General features: G+C 64.5%; 18 protein-coding genes. 11 read left to right on the top strand and 7 right to left on the bottom strand.

Annotation, left to right across the window (positions count from 1 at the left end):
• Positions 1–57 precede the first annotated feature (57 nt).
• Genes V5734_RS07075 through V5734_RS07060 form a run of 4 tightly spaced genes read left to right on the top strand, consistent with a single transcriptional unit; the run spans position 58 to position 4,881 of the window.
• Positions 58–630 carry a tripartite tricarboxylate transporter TctB family protein gene (locus V5734_RS07075; protein WP_347312803.1) on the top strand — a complete coding sequence of 191 codons (573 nt, stop codon included), beginning with the start codon at positions 58–60 and terminating at the stop codon, positions 628–630.
• The gene (locus V5734_RS07070) at positions 630–2,153 is read left to right on the top strand and encodes a tripartite tricarboxylate transporter permease (protein WP_347312802.1); all 1,524 of its coding nucleotides are present in this window, start codon (positions 630–632) and stop codon (positions 2,151–2,153) included. Before V5734_RS07075 ends, V5734_RS07070 begins: the two co-directional genes overlap by 1 nt.
• Complete coding sequence (locus V5734_RS07065) at positions 2,150–3,007, top strand: shikimate dehydrogenase family protein (protein WP_347312801.1); 858 nt, start codon at positions 2,150–2,152, stop codon at positions 3,005–3,007. Before V5734_RS07070 ends, V5734_RS07065 begins: the two co-directional genes overlap by 4 nt.
• Positions 3,004–4,881 (top strand): bifunctional sugar phosphate isomerase/epimerase/4-hydroxyphenylpyruvate dioxygenase family protein, encoded by a 1,878-nt coding sequence (locus V5734_RS07060; RefSeq protein WP_347312800.1) that lies wholly within the window; start codon positions 3,004–3,006, stop codon positions 4,879–4,881. Before V5734_RS07065 ends, V5734_RS07060 begins: the two co-directional genes overlap by 4 nt.
• A gap of 235 nt (positions 4,882–5,116) precedes the next feature.
• Here the strand turns inward: V5734_RS07060 and V5734_RS07055 are convergent, their stop codons facing one another.
• Complete coding sequence (locus V5734_RS07055) at positions 5,117–6,013, bottom strand: LysR family transcriptional regulator (protein ID WP_347312799.1); 897 nt, start codon at positions 6,011–6,013, stop codon at positions 5,117–5,119.
• Between the two features lie 128 nt (positions 6,014–6,141).
• Between V5734_RS07055 and V5734_RS07050 the strand changes: the two genes are divergently transcribed.
• Genes V5734_RS07050 through V5734_RS07035 form a run of 4 tightly spaced genes read left to right on the top strand, consistent with a single transcriptional unit; the run spans position 6,142 to position 9,012 of the window.
• Positions 6,142–6,717, top strand: coding sequence for an NADPH-dependent F420 reductase (locus V5734_RS07050; protein ID WP_347312798.1), 576 nt, complete (start codon positions 6,142–6,144; stop codon positions 6,715–6,717).
• Positions 6,718–6,738: 21 nt separating this feature from the next.
• Positions 6,739–7,161: a DoxX family protein gene (locus tag V5734_RS07045; protein WP_347312797.1), complete on the top strand. Its 423-nt coding sequence runs from the start codon at positions 6,739–6,741 to the stop codon at positions 7,159–7,161.
• Between the two features lie 49 nt (positions 7,162–7,210).
• The gene (gene ygiD, locus V5734_RS07040) at positions 7,211–8,041 is read left to right on the top strand and encodes a 4,5-DOPA dioxygenase extradiol (protein WP_347312796.1); all 831 of its coding nucleotides are present in this window, start codon (positions 7,211–7,213) and stop codon (positions 8,039–8,041) included.
• A gap of 11 nt (positions 8,042–8,052) precedes the next feature.
• Positions 8,053–9,012: a glutathione S-transferase family protein gene (locus tag V5734_RS07035; protein WP_347312795.1), complete on the top strand. Its 960-nt coding sequence runs from the start codon at positions 8,053–8,055 to the stop codon at positions 9,010–9,012.
• A gap of 66 nt (positions 9,013–9,078) precedes the next feature.
• On the opposite strand, the gene V5734_RS07030 is transcribed toward V5734_RS07035, so the two are convergent.
• The 5 genes from V5734_RS07030 to V5734_RS07010 all read right to left on the bottom strand — a co-directional run bounded on the left by V5734_RS07030 (position 9,079) and on the right by V5734_RS07010 (position 13,707).
• Positions 9,079–9,789: an NAD(P)H-dependent oxidoreductase gene (locus V5734_RS07030; RefSeq protein WP_347312794.1), complete on the bottom strand. Its 711-nt coding sequence runs from the start codon at positions 9,787–9,789 to the stop codon at positions 9,079–9,081.
• A gap of 29 nt (positions 9,790–9,818) precedes the next feature.
• On the bottom strand, positions 9,819–11,090 hold the full coding sequence (locus V5734_RS07025; protein WP_347312793.1) for a TRAP transporter large permease: 1,272 nt from the start codon (positions 11,088–11,090) through the stop codon (positions 9,819–9,821).
• On the bottom strand, positions 11,090–11,662 hold the full coding sequence (locus V5734_RS07020) for a TRAP transporter small permease (RefSeq protein WP_347312792.1): 573 nt from the start codon (positions 11,660–11,662) through the stop codon (positions 11,090–11,092). Before V5734_RS07020 ends, V5734_RS07025 begins: the two co-directional genes overlap by 1 nt.
• Before the next feature lie 62 nt (positions 11,663–11,724).
• Positions 11,725–12,723 carry a TRAP transporter substrate-binding protein gene (locus tag V5734_RS07015; RefSeq protein WP_347312791.1) on the bottom strand — a complete coding sequence of 333 codons (999 nt, stop codon included), beginning with the start codon at positions 12,721–12,723 and terminating at the stop codon, positions 11,725–11,727.
• Positions 12,724–12,804: 81 nt separating this feature from the next.
• The gene (locus tag V5734_RS07010; protein ID WP_347312790.1) at positions 12,805–13,707 is read right to left on the bottom strand and encodes a hypothetical protein; all 903 of its coding nucleotides are present in this window, start codon (positions 13,705–13,707) and stop codon (positions 12,805–12,807) included.
• Between the two features lie 216 nt (positions 13,708–13,923).
• Here V5734_RS07010 and V5734_RS07005 point away from each other — a divergent pair, with 216 nt between their 5' ends.
• From V5734_RS07005 to V5734_RS06995, 3 genes are all read left to right on the top strand, one after another.
• Complete coding sequence (locus V5734_RS07005) at positions 13,924–14,703, top strand: IclR family transcriptional regulator (RefSeq protein ID WP_347312789.1); 780 nt, start codon at positions 13,924–13,926, stop codon at positions 14,701–14,703.
• A 223-nt stretch (positions 14,704–14,926) separates the two neighbouring features.
• The gene (locus tag V5734_RS07000; protein ID WP_347312788.1) at positions 14,927–15,847 is read left to right on the top strand and encodes a DUF6282 family protein; all 921 of its coding nucleotides are present in this window, start codon (positions 14,927–14,929) and stop codon (positions 15,845–15,847) included.
• 18 nt (positions 15,848–15,865) lie between these two features.
• On the top strand, positions 15,866–16,618 hold the full coding sequence (locus V5734_RS06995; RefSeq protein WP_347312787.1) for an HpcH/HpaI aldolase family protein: 753 nt from the start codon (positions 15,866–15,868) through the stop codon (positions 16,616–16,618).
• A 232-nt stretch (positions 16,619–16,850) separates the two neighbouring features.
• On the opposite strand, the gene V5734_RS06990 is transcribed toward V5734_RS06995, so the two are convergent.
• Positions 16,851–16,991 carry a hypothetical protein gene (locus tag V5734_RS06990; RefSeq protein ID WP_347312786.1) on the bottom strand — a complete coding sequence of 47 codons (141 nt, stop codon included), beginning with the start codon at positions 16,989–16,991 and terminating at the stop codon, positions 16,851–16,853.
• Positions 16,992–17,054: the final 63 nt, after the last annotated feature.

Raw genomic sequence — 17,054 nt, 5'->3', positions numbered from 1 at the left:
CGACAGCGGGCGGCGCCTTTCGTTTTTCAGACGACTGATGCCGAGGAGGGCCATCGGATGGACGAAGAATTTCACGGGCACGGCGAGCATCACGACGGATCCTCCGACGCGACGCCGGGCGGATACGAAGACAGCCGCCGCCCCGGAGAGCTGGCCTTCGCGATCTTTCTGCTGCTGGCCAGCGGCTACCTTCTGAAAGAGGCTTATGGAATCTCGGGGTTCGAGGCCTTGTCCGGTCCGGGTGTCGTGCCGATGGGCACAACCGCGGTCATGCTGATCACTGCCCTGATTGCGGTCCTGACCACCTGGCGGCGTCCGCTTCTCACGACGGAAACCATCGCCAAGGACATCCTGCCGCTGCGGGTCATCGTCTTTGTCGTCCTGATCGTGTCGTATGGATTGCTGCTCAAGCCGGTCGGCTTCCTGCCGACGTCGGCCATCTTCCTGATCCTCGCGATCAAGTTCCTCGATCCGCGAAGCTGGCTCTTCGCGACGGCGGTCGCCCTCTTCTCGCTGATCCTCGTCTGGTTCGTCTTCCGGATCATCTTCACGGTCCTGATGCCGGCCGGAATCGTGCCCGAGGCGGAGATGGTGCAGGCCCTGCGTGACCTTTTTGGCGGAGCGAAATGATGGACGCCTTTCTCGCATTCTTCACCATCTTCACACAGCCGGAACTGCTGCTTCTGGTCGGTGTCGGCACCTTCGCCGGGGTCTATATCGGCGCCATTCCGGGCCTCTCGGTCACCATGGCGGTGTCGATCCTGATCTCTTTCACCTTCTCGTGGGATGTCTACCCGGCAATCTCGCTGATGGTCGGCATCTACATGGGCGGGGTCTATGGCGGCTCGCGCACGGCGATCCTGCTCAATATTCCCGGCGCCCCGTCCGCGATCGCGACGGCACTCGACGGCTATCCGATGGCGCTCAGGGGCGAGGCCGGGCAGGCCATCGGAGTGACGACCGTCATGTCGTTCTTCGGCGGGTTCATCGGCATCCTCGTCCTGGCCCTCGCCGCGCCCTTCGTGTCGGATTTCGCGCTCAGCTTCCAGCCGCGCGACTACATGCTGCTCGCCGTGCTGGGCATCCTGCTGGTCGGCTCGCTGTCGCAAGGCAGCCTCGTGAAGGGCATCTTCGCCGGTGCGCTCGGGATCGCCATCGGGGCGGTCGGGCGTGACCCGCTGACCTTCACGGAGCGTTTCACGTTCGATCTTCCGGTCATGCAGGGCGGGATTTCCTTCATCGCCGTGATGATCGGCATGTTCGGCGTGTCCGAGGCGCTGCTCCAACTGCATCACGTCGGCCTGCCGGCGGTGCGCCAGAAGATCACCAGAATCGTTCCCTCGTTCGGCACCGTCCGCAAATACCTGCCTTTGGCGCTCCAAACTTCGAGCATCGGGGTGATCATCGGCGCCCTGCCCGGCACCGGCGGCGACATCGCGGCCCTGATGGCTTACGATCACGCCAAGCGCGTGACGAAAAAGCCGGCGCGCCCGTTTGGCCAGGGGGCGATGGAGGGCCTTGTGGCGCCCGAAACGGCGAACAACGCAGCCGTCGGCGGCGCCTTCATCCCGATGATGACGCTCGGCATCCCCGGCGATGCTGTCACGGCCATCATGATCGGCGCCCTCTTCATCCACGGGCTGAACCCCGGCCCGATGCTGATGATCGACAAGCCGGACATGTTCTGGTTCATCGTCGGCGCGCTGGTCACGGCGAACTTCTTCATGCTGCTCTTCGGCCTGACGGGCATCCGGATCTTCACGAAGATCGTCGAGATGCCGCGCTCGGTCCTCATTCCGCTGATCCTGCTTCTGTCGATCGTCGGCGCCTACGCGGTGAACAACTCGCTGACCGACGTCTACTGGATGCTGGGCTTCGGGGTGTTCGGCTACTTCATGCGGCACTACGGATATCCGCTCGGTCCCGTCATTCTGGGCGTGATCCTGTCGCGCCTGCTTGACGACAACTGGCGGCGCGCGATCATATCGGAGCGCGAGGATCTGGGACGTTTCTTCCACGGCATCCTGACCAGCCCTCTTTCGCTGGTGCTGTTTCTCACGGTCCTCTTCATATTCTTCAGCCAGACGCCGCTCTGGCACAAACTCAAGGCGCGCCTGCTGCGCGACCGCACGGCCGAGGAGGCAGAACAATGAGCAGCGCCGGAACGCCTGACCTGCGGCTGGGCCTGATCGGGGACAATATCGCGCGCTCGCGCTCGCCGCTCCTGCACCGCCTCGCGGGGGCGCAGAACGGAATGGCAGTCACCTATGACAGCCTCATTCCGCGCGATCTGGGCCAGGATTTTGACGCGGTCTTCGCGACCTGCGCCTCGGCCGGGTATCGCGGAATCAACGTGACCTACCCCTATAAGGAGCGCGCCGCGGCCAAGGTCAGCATCGACGATCCCCTCGTTCGCGCCATAGGTGCCGTGAACACCGTGATCTTCGGGACTGACGGCCCGAAGGGTCACAACACCGACTATTCCGGATTTGTCGCCGCCTACCAGCGTGTTCGTGGCAATGTCCCGCCGGGGCCGACCCTGATGATCGGCACCGGTGGCGTCGGACGCGCCGTCGCGTTCGGCCTGATCGCTCTGGGTGCGTCCGAAATCCGGCTAGTCGACCGCGACCGCGCCAAGGCGGAAGCTCTGGCGGACGACCTGCGCAAGGCGGCCCCGGCTCTCAGCATCACGACGCACGACACCGCCGAGGCCGCGGCCAAGGGCGCATCGGGCATCATCAACTGCACACCGGTCGGCATGGTCGGATATGACGGCACGCCCGTCGCTGCCGAGGCGCTTGCCGGGGCCGGGTGGGCCTTTGACGCCGTGTACACTCCGCCCGACACGCAGTTCCTGACCGATGCTGCGGAGAAGGGGCTGACAATCGTTTCGGGGTGGGAGCTTTTCTTCTTTCAGGGAGTCCACGCCTGGCGTCTCTTTTCGGGTAAAGATGTGGATCTGCGTCTCTTGCGGGCGGACCTTCTGAAACCGGAGGAAGCGGCATGAAAACCTCGATCGCGACCGTCTCGATTTCCGGCAGCTTCGAAGAAAAGCTCGAGGCGATCGCCGCCGCCGGTTTCGACGGTATCGAGATCTTCGAACAGGATTTCATTTCATCCGATTACGCTCCGCTGGATGTCGGCCGCATGGTCCGCGACGCGGGCCTCGAGATCACGCTCTTTCAGCCGTTCCGCGACTTCGAGGGACTGCCAGAGCCCTATCGCAGCCGCGCCTTCGCGCGGGCGGCCCGCAAGTTCGACCTGATGAACCAGCTGGGGACGGACCTCATACTGGTTTGCTCCTCCGTTCACCCCGCCGCCATGGGGGGTATCGACCGGATGGCCGCGGATTTTGCCGAACTCGGCGATCTGGCCAGATCTCACGGCGTTCGCGTGGGTTTCGAGGCACTCTGCTGGGGACGCCATGTCAACGACCACCGCGACGCCTGGGAGGTCGTTCGGCGCGCCGAACATCCAAATGTCGGCCTTATCCTCGACAGCTTTCACACCCTGGCCCGCCGGATCGACCCGGCGACGATCCGAAGCATTCCCGGCGACCGCATATTCTTCGTCCAACTCGCCGATGCACCGGCGATCGACATGGACCTGCTCTACTGGTCGCGTCACTTCCGCAACCTTCCGGGCGAAGGCGATCTCGATGTCACCGGGTTCATGCGGGCAGTCACGGCAACCGGTTATGCTGGCCCGTTGAGCCTCGAGATCTTCAACGATCAATTCCGGTCGGGCCTGCCAAGGCTGGTCGCGATCGACGGTCGCCGCAGCCTGATCGCCCAAATGGATCGGGTCCGACGGGAAGAGCCAGCCCTCAAGGTCGATCTTCCCGCCTTCCCGCCACCGGCCAAGGTGGCGAACGTGGAGTTTGTCGAGTTCGCAACCTCGGACGCGGATTCACCCGCTCTCGAGGCACTTTTGCTGAGCATGGGGTTCGAGGCGGCTGGAAGTCATGTTTCGAAGCCTGTGACGCTCTGGCGCCAGGGAAACGTGAATATCCTGGTGAATACGGACTCTGAGGGCTTCGCACACAGTTCATATGTCACCCACGGGACGACGGTTTCTGAAATCGGGGTGGTCGTACCCGACGCTCAGGCCGCGTTCGAGCGCGCAACCGCGCTGATCGCAAAACGACATGACCAGCCAACACGCGAAGGCGAGTTGTTCATCCCGGGCATTCGCGGTGTGGGAGGGTCGATGATCCGCTTTCTTGACCAGAACTCCGATCTGCAACGCATCTGGGACATCGACTTCAAGACCAAGCCCGGTTCTCATGGTGCGGGATTGATGACGGTCGACCATATCGCCCAGACCATGCGATACGAGGAGATGCTGAGCTGGGCGTTGTTCTACACCTCGATCTTCGACGCGGAAAAAGCGCCGATGGTCGATGTCGCGGACCCGGACGGCCTGGTCAGGTCGCAGGCCGTTTCGTCGGGTGGCCTGCGTGTCACACTGAATGGCGCGGAAACCCGGCGCACCCTCGCTTGGCGTTTCATCGAGGAAAGCTTTGGCTCATCCGTGCAACATCTTGCCCTTTCGACCGCCGACATATTCGCCACGGCCGCGGCGCTGTCGGAACGAGGATTTCAGGCCCTGCGGATCGGAAGCAACTACTATGATGACATCGAGGCCCGGTTCGGCCCGGACGCCAAGCTCATCGACCGGATGAAGGCCGCGAACATTCTTTATGACGAAGACGAGACGGGGCAGTTCTTCCAGCTCTACTCCGCCACCCAGCAGAACGGATTCTTCTTTGAGATCGTTCAGCGCGTCCGCGGCTATCAAGGCTACGGGGCGCCCAACGCCCCGTTCCGTATCGCCGCCCAGCGCCGCAGTGCACATCCCGCCGGCATTCCGAAGCACTAATCATGGCGCTGCCAGACGATCGAATATGAGGAGGTCTCCCTCCGGGCCCATGACAGCGTCTCGGCCGCTCGACGGGCTGATGCCTGATCATCGATACCTCACCCAGTCGCGACTGATCGCGGTCGCAAAGTAACCGAGCGGAAAGTCCACCTGCGAAACGGCTCAAAACCGTTCAATCGAACCGGCCCACCTCTCTCTGCAATTCCCATTAGCGAGATATTCGAAATACAGCGCCTCACAGGATATCGGCCGAACGGATATCCTCCGTCGCGAAATCAATGAGGGCGCGGATCTTCCGGGGCAGCGCCCGTCCTTCCAGATAGACGGCGCTGACTGCGACGGTCTCTCCGGTATAAGCCTGCATCACCGGCACGAGGCTGCCGCCTTCGATTGCGTCGCGGATCGCGAAACGTGGCGCATAGGCGATCCCCAGCCCTGCGGTGGCCAGTTCGGCGGCCGCCCGGGCCGAATTCACATGGAAGCGTCCCTGGACGATAGCGTCCTGTTCCGCCTCGCCCCGGCGGAACACCCAGCGGCGCGGCGCCCGGCGGTTTGTGTCGAGGATGCAGCTGTGCCGCTCCAGGTCCTCCGGCTTGTCCGGCGCGCCATGCGCCGCGATGTAATCGGCGCTCGCCACCAGGATGGAGCGGAGTTCCCCCATCTTGCGCGCCTTGAGCGACAGCATCTCGGAGCGCCCGATCCGGAATGCCAGGTCTATCCCCTCGCTGGCAAGATCGGCATAGCGGTCGCTGAGCCGCAGATCGAAGGTGAGCCCGGGGTTTTCCCGCGCGAACCGCCCGAGCATCGCCCCGACATAGGTCTCGCCAAAGGTCACCGGGGCGGAGATACGGATGACGCCGGTGAACCCGCGCGACCCCTCGGCGACTTCGGCCAGAAGGTCGTCGAGTTCGTCGAGTAGTGCCGGGGCGCGGGCCAGGAGATCTTCGCCGGCAGGGGTCAGCCCGACCTTGCGGGTCGTCCGCTGAAAGAGCCGCACCCCGAGATGCGATTCCAGCTCGGCCACGTATTTGGACGTCAGCCGGTTGGAGACACCTAGCTGGTCCGCAGCGGCCGTGAAGGAGCCGGTCTGCGCGGTGGCCACGAAGGCCCGGAGTTCGTCGGTAATGTCCATTGGCCGTCATTCGGAACAAATTGAAGATAGTCATTCCATAAAGTCGCCATTTCGTTGAATTTCTGCAAGCCCTAAATGGATTGCAGAACATCAGGCCGCGATGTTGCGGCAATGAAATGGAGAGAGAGATGAAGATCGCAGTCATCGGGAACGGAAACATCGGCTCGGGCCTCTCGTCGGCCCTGGCAAAGACCGAGCACGACGTGAAGACCTATGGCCAGGGCGACGATCTGGCCGCAGCCGTCGCGGATGCAGAAGTCGTGATCCTCGCCACGCCCTACGGCGCCGCCGCCGATCTGGCCGGCAAGGCCGAATTCGCGGGCAAGACGGTGATCGACGTGTCAAACCCGGTCAAAGCGGATTTCTCTGGCCTCGAGGTCGGCCACGACACGTCCGCCGCCGAAGAGATCGCGTCGCTGATCCCGGACGCGACGGTCGTCAAGGCGTTCAACACGATCTTCGCGCAGCATTACGCCAGCGGCCTCAAGATCGACGGCCGCCCGCTTCAGACCTTCGTTGCCTCGGATGACGAGGACGCGCGAGCGCGCGTCAAGGACCTTGCCGCCGAGATCGGCCTCGTCCCCGTCGATGCCGGTCCGCTGAAGAACGCCCGCTACCTGGAGCCGTTGGGCTTCATGAACATCCAGTTCGGCTACGTGCTGGGCAAAGGCGTCGGGATCGCGCCGCAATGGCTGGCCGCTTGAGCCCCGAAAAGGAGACATGACATGAGCAAGCATACCAACGCCGACTACGCCGCCACCCTCCTTCGGGTATCGAGCGGTGCGCTCTTCCTCGCCCACGGGCTCTTGAAGGTGAACGTCTTCACCGTCGCAGGTACTGTCGGCTATTTCGAAAGCCTCGGACTTCCCGGCACCCTCGCCTACCTCACCATCGCGGCGGAACTCGCCGGCGGCATCGCGCTGATCCTCGGCGTGGGGACACGGTTCGCCGCGCTGGCGCTGATCCCCGTGATGCTCGGTGCCACCTGGGTTCATTCAGGCAATGGCTGGCTCTTCTCGGGCGAAGGCGGCGGCTGGGAATTCCCGGTCTTCTGGACCATCGCCCTCGCCGCGACCGCGCTTCTGGGCCGCGGCGCCTATGCGGTCAGGATACCGCCGCTCGACAGAATGCTCGGACAGTTCGCATAATCCATGCGGGCCGCCGGAAGGCGGCCCGTCAACCCGAAGGAGACACATGATGAGTACGCCCCAAGCCCTCGCCTCGCTCCGCGACAGGCTCGCGCCCAGCGAACGGATGCCGCTCGTTTTCCTCGGCCACGGCAGCCCGATGAACGCCATCGAGGACACCGAATATAGCCGCTCCTGGTCCGAGCTTGGCCGCACCCTGCCGCGTCCGAGCGCGATCCTCGTCGTCTCCGCCCATTGGATGACGAAGGGCACCACGCTCGTCGACGTCTCGGCCATGCCGCGGACGATCCACGACTTCTACGGATTCCCCGAAGCGCTCTACAAGGAGAGCTACCCTGCCCCGGGCGATCCTGACCTCGCGCGCGAGGTGGTCACCCTGCTGGCCAGCCACCATGCGGAGGAGGACGATACCTGGGGTCTCGATCATGGGGCATGGACCGTCCTGAAGTTTCTTTATCCCGGAGCCGACGTGCCGGTCTTCCAGGTCTCGATCGACATGACCCGCGGACTCGACTACCAGCTTGAGATCGGCAGGGCGCTTTCGGCGCTCCGCGATCGCGGCGTCCTCATCCTTGGTTCGGGCAACGTCGTGCACAATCTTCGCGCGGTCCAATGGGGCCAGAACAGCAAACCGCATGATTTCGCGCTGGAGTTCGACCGGCTGTTTGCCGACAAGCTGACAGACCGCGACTTCGCCGCGCTCGCGGACCGCGAGGGGTTGGGCAACCTCCTCCGCATGGCGCATCCGTCGGTCGATCACTACATGCCGGCCCTCACCATCGCGGGCGCGTCCGATGCCGGCGACGACCTGACCTACATGACCGACACCATCGACCTTGCGTCGATCTCGATGCGCTCTTTCGTGTTCCACGCCCGGTAAGGACCAGTTCGATGCTTGTTGAAGGGAAATGGGTCGCGGACTGGCAGCCGGTACAGAAGGCCGATGAAAGGGGCCGGTTCGTCCGGCAGGTGTCGAGCTTCCGGAACTGGATCACCGCCGACGGCAGCGCCGGGCCGACGGGCGGGGGCGGCTTCAAGGCCGAAGCCGGGCGTTACCGGCTTTATGTGGCGCTGATCTGTCCGTGGGCGTCGCGCACGCTCATCGCCCGCAAGCTCAAGGGGCTGGACGCGTTAATCCCCGTCACGGTCGTCAACCCGGTTTTGTCCAGCCAGGGCTGGGAATTCGGCGGCTATCCCGGCACCGATGCGGACCCGCTTTTCGATGCCCGCTACCTGCACGAGATCTACACCCGCGCCGACCCGCATTTTTCCGGGCGCGCCACGGTCCCGGTGCTGTGGGATACGCGGCGCGGCGTGATGGTCAACAACGAAAGCGCCGACATCCTGCGCATGTTCGACACCGCGTTCGAGGATCTGGCGCCCTCCGCATTGCGGCTGTATCCCGAGGATCTGGCCCCGGAGATCGACGCGCTGAACCCGCTGATCTACGACAAGCTCAACAACGGCGTCTACAAGGCCGGTTTCGCCGGTTCGCAAGAGGCCTATGACGAGGCAGTTACAGGAGTGTTCGAGACCCTCGACATGCTGGAGGACCGGCTTTTCGGCGATTTCCTCTTTGGCGACAGGCTGACCGAAACCGATATCCGCACCTTCGTCACCGTCATCCGCTTCGATGCGGCCTATCACGGCCTGTTCAAGACCAACCGACGGCAGATCTCGGACTACCCGCGTCTCTCTGCCTATATGGAGCGTATCCTGAACCTGCCGGGTGTGCGGGAGACGGTGAACATGGACCATATCACGCGGGGCTATTATTCGATCAAGGCCTTGAACCCACGGGGCATCCGGCCCGTCGGCCCGGATCACATCGCCCGTCTCTTGCAGTCCTGAGAGCGGGCGACGATCTATATCGTGCAAACGGCGCGCATGGGTGACGCGCCTTTTAAAGGACCGACCTCAGCCTCTCCGGCTCCAGGCACCTTCCGGCACGGCATCAAGCGCGTTCTGCCAATCGCCGGACCGCGTCACAGGTAGGTTCGCGAGCGACAACGCCGCGTCCGCCAGTGCATCCAGGTCGGCCTGCCGGTCCTCGGCGTTCTTTCTCGGCACGCCATAGGCCACGACTGGCTCGGCCACCTTATAACCCATATATTCGAGCGCGAGCCGGCGGATCGGCATCAGTATCGGACCGATCGGACCGAAGACGCCGCCTTCCGAAAACCGTTGTGGCGTGCCACCTGTCGTGACGCTCATCAGCGCCCGTCGGCCTTTGAACAGGCCCGTTTCGAACCGCCGTCCGTCCACATAAGCGAAACCGTAGCTCATCACCCGGTCAATCCAGCCCTTCAGAAGCGCGGGCGGACCGCCCCACCAGAGCGGGAATTGCAGGATCAGGATGTCGGCCGAGGCCACGCGTTCCTGTTCACGCAAGATATCCGGAGCGAAGGTGCCATGCCGCGTCGCGTGCGCCTGTTCGGATTGCAGATGGAACCGGGTCGCGTCCGCCCGGTCCAGAACATCCGCCGGCCCGGCATCGGCACGGAACCCCTGCCGTGCGAGGTCCGAGATGACGACATCGTGCCCGGCCCGCCGCAGCACCTCTGCGGCGCCCTCGGCCAGCGCGTGGTTGAACGAACCCGGCTCGGGATGGGCCACGACGATCAGCACGTTGCGCCCGCCGGATGTCTCTTGCCCGCTCAAAACAGGAAACTCGGGATGAAGAGCGTCAGGGCCGGGATGAGGGCGATCAGCGCCAACACCAGAAGGCAGATCCCAATCAGTGGCAGCGCCTCGCGGATGACCCGCGTCACCGGCTCGCCCGAGATCGCCGAGGCGATGAACAGGAGGATCCCGACGGGCGGCGTCGCCATGCCGATGACCACATTCAGCACCACGACCGTTCCGAACTGCACCGGGTCCATGCCGATCAGCGCCTGGAACTTCAGCAGGATCGGCATGGTCAGGATCAGGATCGAGATCGGTTCGAGGAACATGCCGAGGATCAGGAGGAAGATGTTCAGCAGGAGCAGGATCATCCACGGGTTCTCGGTCAGCGAGAGCATCGCGTCGGCGATCAGCGTCGGCACCTGTTCCAGCGTGAAGACGAAGGAGACGATGCTCGCCATCGAGGTGATGAAGAGGATCGAGGCCGAGACCAGCGCGGTGGCGATCAGCGCCTCCCAGACGCCCTTCAGGGTGAGGTCCCGGTAGGCGAAGCCGATCACCAGCGCATAGGCCACGGCGACGGCGGCGGCCTCGGTCGGGGTGAAGATCCCGGCCTTGATCCCGACGAGGATGATCAGCGGCAGGATCAGCGCCGGCAGCGTTCGCTTGGTCGCCGCCAGCCGCTCCCGCCCGTTCATCCGCGGGGTGATCGGAAAGCCGTCGCGCTTGGCCCGCCAGGTCGCGTAGATCAGGAGACCGACGGCGATGGCGATGCCGGGAACGACGCCGGCGAGAAAGAGCTGCCCGATGGAGGCGCCGGAGAGCACGCCGTAGATGATCATCGTGATCGAGGGCGGAATGATCGGCCCCATCACCGAACTGACCGCGATCAGCGCCGCGGCATAGGCCGGCGGCATCCCCTGTTTGGACATCGACGGGATCAGGATCGCGCCCAGCGCAGAAGCCTCGGCGGTCGCGCTGCCCGAAATGCCGGCGAAGAAGCCGGATGAAAGGATCGAGACCGAGGACATGCCGCCCCGCCGATGACCGACCATCGCGCGGGCGAAGGTCACGATCCGCTCGGTCACGCCGCCGACATTCATCAGGGCGCCCGCCAGCAGGAAGAGTGGAATCGTGAGCAGAACGAACTGGTCGATCCCCGCGATCATCCGCTGTGGCAGCATCAGCATCATCATGCCGTTGCCGGAAAGGTAGAGATAGGCGGTCCCGGCGATGCCAAGCGCCAGCGCGATCGGGATGCCAGAGGCGAGGAACCCCGCGAAAAGGATGAAGAAGCTTGCCATCAGGCGCCGGCCTCCAATTTGCCGGCATCTGCCGGGGCGAGGTTGTCGCGGAACTGGGATCCGAAGGTCACGACGAGATCGGCGATCACATGCAGCGCCATCAGCAACAGCCCGACAGTGACCGAGACATAGACCCAGCGGATCGAGAGCCCCAATGCCTCCCCGGTGAGCGAGGTCCAGATGAAGTCGAGCGCGGGAATGGTCTGGCGGTCGAAGCGCGAGGCGAAATCATAGCCGTACCATGCCAGGACGACGAGGAAGGCGAGGATCGGCACCGCCATCACGGCGCGCAACACCCAGGCCCAGCGCGGGGACAGGGCGCCGGGCAGGAAGTCCAGCGACACGAATTCTCCCCGCGAATAGGCGAGACCGAGCACAAGGAAGGTCTGCCAGATCAGCAGGTAGCGGCACAGCTCCTCGGCCCAGATGAGGCTGCCGCCCAGCACGTAGCGATAGAAAACCTGTGTGATCATGATCGCCACGATCAAGGCCATGCAGACGCCCGCGAGAAAGCGGATCACGCGCAGATAGCCGCTGACGATATGGGCAAGGGCTCCGGTCTGGTTCGGCATCGCGCTCTCCTGTCGGTGGATAGGTCGCGGGCGGAGCCGGTCGGCCCCGCCCGATTTCGTCGTCAGGCGGGCTGGCCTGCGGCGGCGACCAGTTCGGCGATCAGCGGATCCTTGGTCGCCCATTCCGCAGTCAGGCCCGCCACCCGCTCGCGCATGGCGCCGAGGTCGGTCAATTCGACGATCTCGACTCCCTTGGCCTTCAGTTCCTCGCGGCCTTCGAGATCCTGGGTCTTGGCGTAGTCGAGCGTCTTGGTGATCGAGCGGCGGCCGGCCTCGGCGACCGCGGCCTTCTCCTCGTCGCCGAGCCCGTCCCAGTAGACCTGCGACATGATCGTGGCCATGTGCCAGGGGTAGTGGCCGGTCAGGGTGAAGTGCTTGCCCACCTCCCAGAGATTCTCGCCCAGCATGGAGGAGACGTTGATCTCGACCGCGTCGATCACGCCGGTCTCCAGCGCGCCGTAAACCTCGCCATAAGGCAGGCCGACCGGCGCGGTGCCGACGGTTTCCCAGATCTGCTGGTGCAGCGGCACCGGCACGATCCGGGTCTTGAGCCCGGCGAAATCCTCGAGCGTCGTGACCGCGCCCTTGGCCGACAGGAAGTTTCGCTGGCCGGTATCGGCGGTGGCGAGACCGATCAGACCGGCTTCGCGCAAGTCGTCCTGGATCTTCTGGCCCACCTCGCCGAGCGCAAGCTGGCCGAAATGATCGTAGTCCTTTACGAGGAACGGAAGCTGCCATGCGTTCATCGCCGGGCGGCCCGTGACCAGCGGGATCAGAACGCCGGAAACGGCGGTCACGTCGAGCGTGCCCGCGACGGTGCCTTCCAGAAGCTGCTTGTCGTCACCCAGCTGCCGGTTCGGGAAGATCTGGATGTTGAAGGCGCCCGGCATCAACTCTTCCAGTGAGTCTGCGAAGCTGGTGGCGAGGATGTGGCCCGGATGGACCTCGTTCGCCGCATGGGCGATGCGCAGCGTCTTGCCCGCGGCGCGCGCGACATGGGGCATGGCCAGCACCGCGCCAAAGGCGGCGCTGGACTGCAGCAGGGTTCTTCTGGTGATCATTGGCATCTCCTCCTTGATGTGATTGCCAGGTGCCGATCCCGGACCGGCAGGGCATTGCTGTTGTCGGGTCAAAACCCACCCTCAGACGGGCATCGGGTAATCTTCGGCGTTCAGCACCCAGCCCGGTTTTGCCGAGAAATCCTCGCGCGGGGGGCTGAAGATATCGACCAGCAGGTTGCTGCCCGGCCCGGTCGCGCGCGTCGTGTGGATGACCGGCGGCGGGATCACCAGCATCGAGGGCGAACCCACCTCCAGCGCCTGGTCCTCGCGCCAGTCGGCCATGTCGCTGGTCCATGTCCAGCGAAGGTAGTGGGTGAACTCTCCCGAAAGGGCCAGCGAGCCCTGCTCGAAATCATCGTGATGATGGGGCGACATCTTCGACGGATCGCGCGGCCCCTCGAACGGGTCGAGAACGTTCACCATCAGCGTCGTGCAGCGGAAGATCCGGCCGAAACGGCCGGCCTCCTGCGGCACGTCCAGCGAATAGGCGCGGATCTTCCAGCCGCCCTTCGGTTCGGGCCAGGGCTGGAAGGCCGGAATGTGGCTGCGCGGCGCGTCGTAGCCTCGCGCATTGCTGCAAGCCTCGGCCAGATCGGCATTCTGAGTAGAGAAGATCCGCACGACCTCCCCGCCACCGGGCAAGGTCACGGTGCTGTCGCCGGGGGGCACGAAGGCGATGGAGAAGCCCGGCACGGCGACCGTCTTGCCATTCCAGGCGATCTCGGCGCCGCCCTTGGGAAGCAGCACGCAGTATTCGTCAACCTGACCGTCGCGGGCGAATATGCCCCCGGCTTCGGCGAGGCCGTAGGCGACGAGGAAGTTGTGTCCGCGCACCAGCCAGCTTTTCCCGCTCGCGTCGTCGATCTGCGGCCGGGTTTCGTAGAAGCGCGCGGCTTGCGGCTCGGCCACCAGCCCCGTTTGCGACAGGACGCTGCCGGAGACGGCAGCGGCCAGCGAGGCGCGGGGATCGGATTTGTCGTACATGGCCAGCCTTTCTCGTTCATCGCAGCGAGGGCATGAGACCCGATGCCAGAATCGGCCGTGGTCTCCTCCCAGTGGCTTCATACAATGTTCTGCTCTGCGATACAATGTTCTTTTCAACGGAACGTAATTGCGCAATGATCCAGATCTCGATCCGGTCGCGCCGGCGATCGCGCGCGGCCCCTTGCGCCGGCCCGTAACATCAGGAAAGTACTCGTCATGACCGCCGACAACGCGAACAAGACCGATCCGATCCAGAGCGTGGCGCTTGCGCTGCACGTGCTGGAGACCCTGGCCCATGCCAAGGGCGACATGGGCGTGACCGAACTGGCCTCCGCTCTCGGCATGACCAAGAGCCGCATCCATCGCCACCTTCGGACCCTCGTGTCGCTCGGCTACATCTCGCAGTCCGAAGAGACCGAGCGGTATCGGATCGGGGCGCGGCTGATCGCGCTCGGGACGGCGGCTTCGGGGTCCGCCGACCTCACCTCGGTGGCGCAGCCGCACATGCGCCTGCTGCGCGACCTGACCGGACAGGCGGTCAGCCTCGGCCAGGTGGAGGCGACCGGCATCCGAATCCTGACCACGCTGCCCGGCAAGATGCAGATCGAGGTCGGCGTCAAACCCGGCTCGCTTCTGGGCTTCTGCAACTCGGCGCAGGGCAAGGTCGCGCTGGCGTCCATGTCGGAAACGCGTCGCAGGGAGTTGATCCCGGCACACATTCCGGCCGCGACGGATTTCACCATCACCGACCCCGAGATCCTCGCGGCCCATATCGACGAGATCGCCAATAGCGGCTGGGCCACGGCGCCGAACGAGACGATGCTGGGGCTCAACGCGCTGGCCTGTCCGATCTTCAACGCCGACCGCGAGCCGGTCGCGACGATCGCCATCGTCAGCCTGACGCAGTATATCGGGACCCCGCCCCGACCCGACCAGATCGCCGCCGTACAGGACGCCGCCGGGCGGGTTTCGGCCGATCTCGGCTACACGCCCTGAGCCCGAACAGCGCCGCGCCGCGCTGGCCGCCGTTACCGTACTCCATCCTCAACTTGCCCCCGACACGCTGATCGCCAGCGATCCGTGTGCCACGTCCGCTTCGGTTCGGCTTGACATCGCGGCGGCGGGCAAATAATCAGAACACCGTTCTACTGAGCGGAACGATGATCCGCAGAACGTAACGCGCTTGCCCAAGGGGGCAAGGAAACCGGGAGGTTGCGCCATGACATCCGTCGAAGCGATCGAGCGGGAGGAGACGGCCCGAATCGATGCGATCCTGCAGGGCGCCGTCGACCCGCATGTGCATAGCGGCCCCTCCATCGCGCCGCGGGCAATCGACCATCTCGACCTCGCACGGGTCTATTCCGGTGCCGGTTTCGCGGCGATGGTCACCAAGGACCATGATTATTCGGGCGTCATGTGCGCAAGGATGATCCGCGACCACTACCCGGACCTGAAGACCAGGGTCTTTTCCGGCATCGTGCTGAACAACGTCGTGGGCGGGATCAACCCCTACGCAGTCGAACACACGGCGGCGATGGACGGGCGGATCGTCTGGCTGCCGACGCTCGCCGCCGAGAATCACCTGCAATGGGAAAAGACCTCCGGCTGGGTGCACCCCGCCTCGACGCAGAAGATCCGGCCCGCCGGGGGGGTGCCGCTCTTCACGGACGGCAAGCTCATGCCGGAGGTGCTCGACCTCCTTGACGTTTGCGCCGCGACCGGAATCGCGCTGGCGAGCGGGCATATCCACGTCTCCGAGACCAAGGTGGTCTTTGCCGAGGCGCGCAAGCGCGGCGTCGAGCGGCTGATCTTCACCCATCCCGAGGACATCGTCGGCGCCACGCTCGACGACACCAGGGAGATCGCCGCCATGGGCGCCTATGTGGAGCATTCGCTGGCGTTCTTCATCGAGGGCTCGAAGTTCCGCACCCGGACGAATGAAGAGTTGAAAGCCTTCGTCGATCTTGTCGGGGCCGAACGCACGATCCTGTGTTCCGATCTCGGGCAGGTCGGCACGCTGAGCCCTCTGGAAGGCATGCGGCGCGGGGTCGCGACCTGTCTTTCGTTCGGCTATTCGGACGCAGAGATCCACGCGATGGTCGCGACCAACGCGGCGACCGTGATCGGGCTCGACGACTAGGCGCCGCGGAGGTTTGACATGACACGGGAATTCAGGGCCCGCATCCGCGCCGGCGACCTGCTGGTCGGCACCTTCATCAAGACACCCGCGCCACATGTGGTGGAGATCCTTGGCCATGCCGGGCTGGATTTCGCGGTGATCGACCAGGAACACGCGCCCATCGACCTCGGGCAGATGGACATGTTGGCTTTGGCCGGCCGCGCCGTCGGTCTGCCGCTCCTGTCACGCCGTTGGGGCGCACAAACCGACTGGATCGCGCCGCTGCTTGATCTGGGGCTGACCGGCGTGATGGTGCCGCACGTGCTCGACCCGGCAGGGGCAGAAGCGGTCTGCGACGCGGTGCGCTTCGCGCGCCGGAAGCGCGGGCTGTCCCCCTCCCCGCGCGCCGGGAACTACGGCGGGATGAGCATTCCGGACTATCGCAAGGCTTCCGACGAGAGCAGTGTGATCATGCTCCAGATCGAGGATGAAAGCGCCCTCGCCCATCTCGACGATATCGCCGCGATAGAAGATGCCGACCTCCTCTTCGTCGGTCCGGCGGATCTGTCGCAATCGATGGGCGTCGGATTCCCCTCGCCCAACCTCGATGCCGCGATCGAGCGCATCGTCGAGGCGGGGCGGAAAGCCGGCAGGGCGATTGGCCTCTTCGTCGGGGACGCATCCGCCATCCCCGCATGGCACGCGAAGGGCGTAAGCCTCTTCGTCTGCGGTTCGGATCAGGCCCTTCTGCGGAAATCCGCGGCGCAGATGATGAGTTCCGCCAAAGGCTAAAGCGTTTCGGGTTTCTGTTGAGACAACAAGTATCAGAATTCAAACGGAAAAGAGGCGAATTCTGATTCATTGCAAACCCGAAACGCTGCAGGCCGTCGTCGGTGGGGTTGCGCCCATCCCGATTGCCCTTCGGGCGATCCTTGTGCGCGTGCCGAAGCGGGCACTGCAACGCGCATCCTTGCGGTGCACTTCGAGGCCGGACGATTGGGGGGAACGGGAGTGCCGCCCGGCGTCAGCCGAGGCCGAAAGCCAGCACGACAACCCAAAGCGCCATGCCGATCACGCAGATCAGAGCCGGAAGAAGCTCGATGTCCAGCAACCGATCCTTGAAGGAACTCGGCTCCGCCCGGTTCAGATCACCGGGCGGAGCCAACTCTGGAAATACATTTGCACTCTTACGAACTTGGGGCACTCGGTACACGCCTCAAAACAACTG

Origin of the sequence: Defluviimonas sp. SAOS-178_SWC (assembly GCF_039830135.1) — a bacterium.
In the GTDB taxonomy this organism is placed as follows: Bacteria; Pseudomonadota; Alphaproteobacteria; order Rhodobacterales; family Rhodobacteraceae; genus Albidovulum.
Note: the sequence above shows the minus strand (reverse complement) of the source record. Positions and strands in the feature narration are given on the sequence as shown.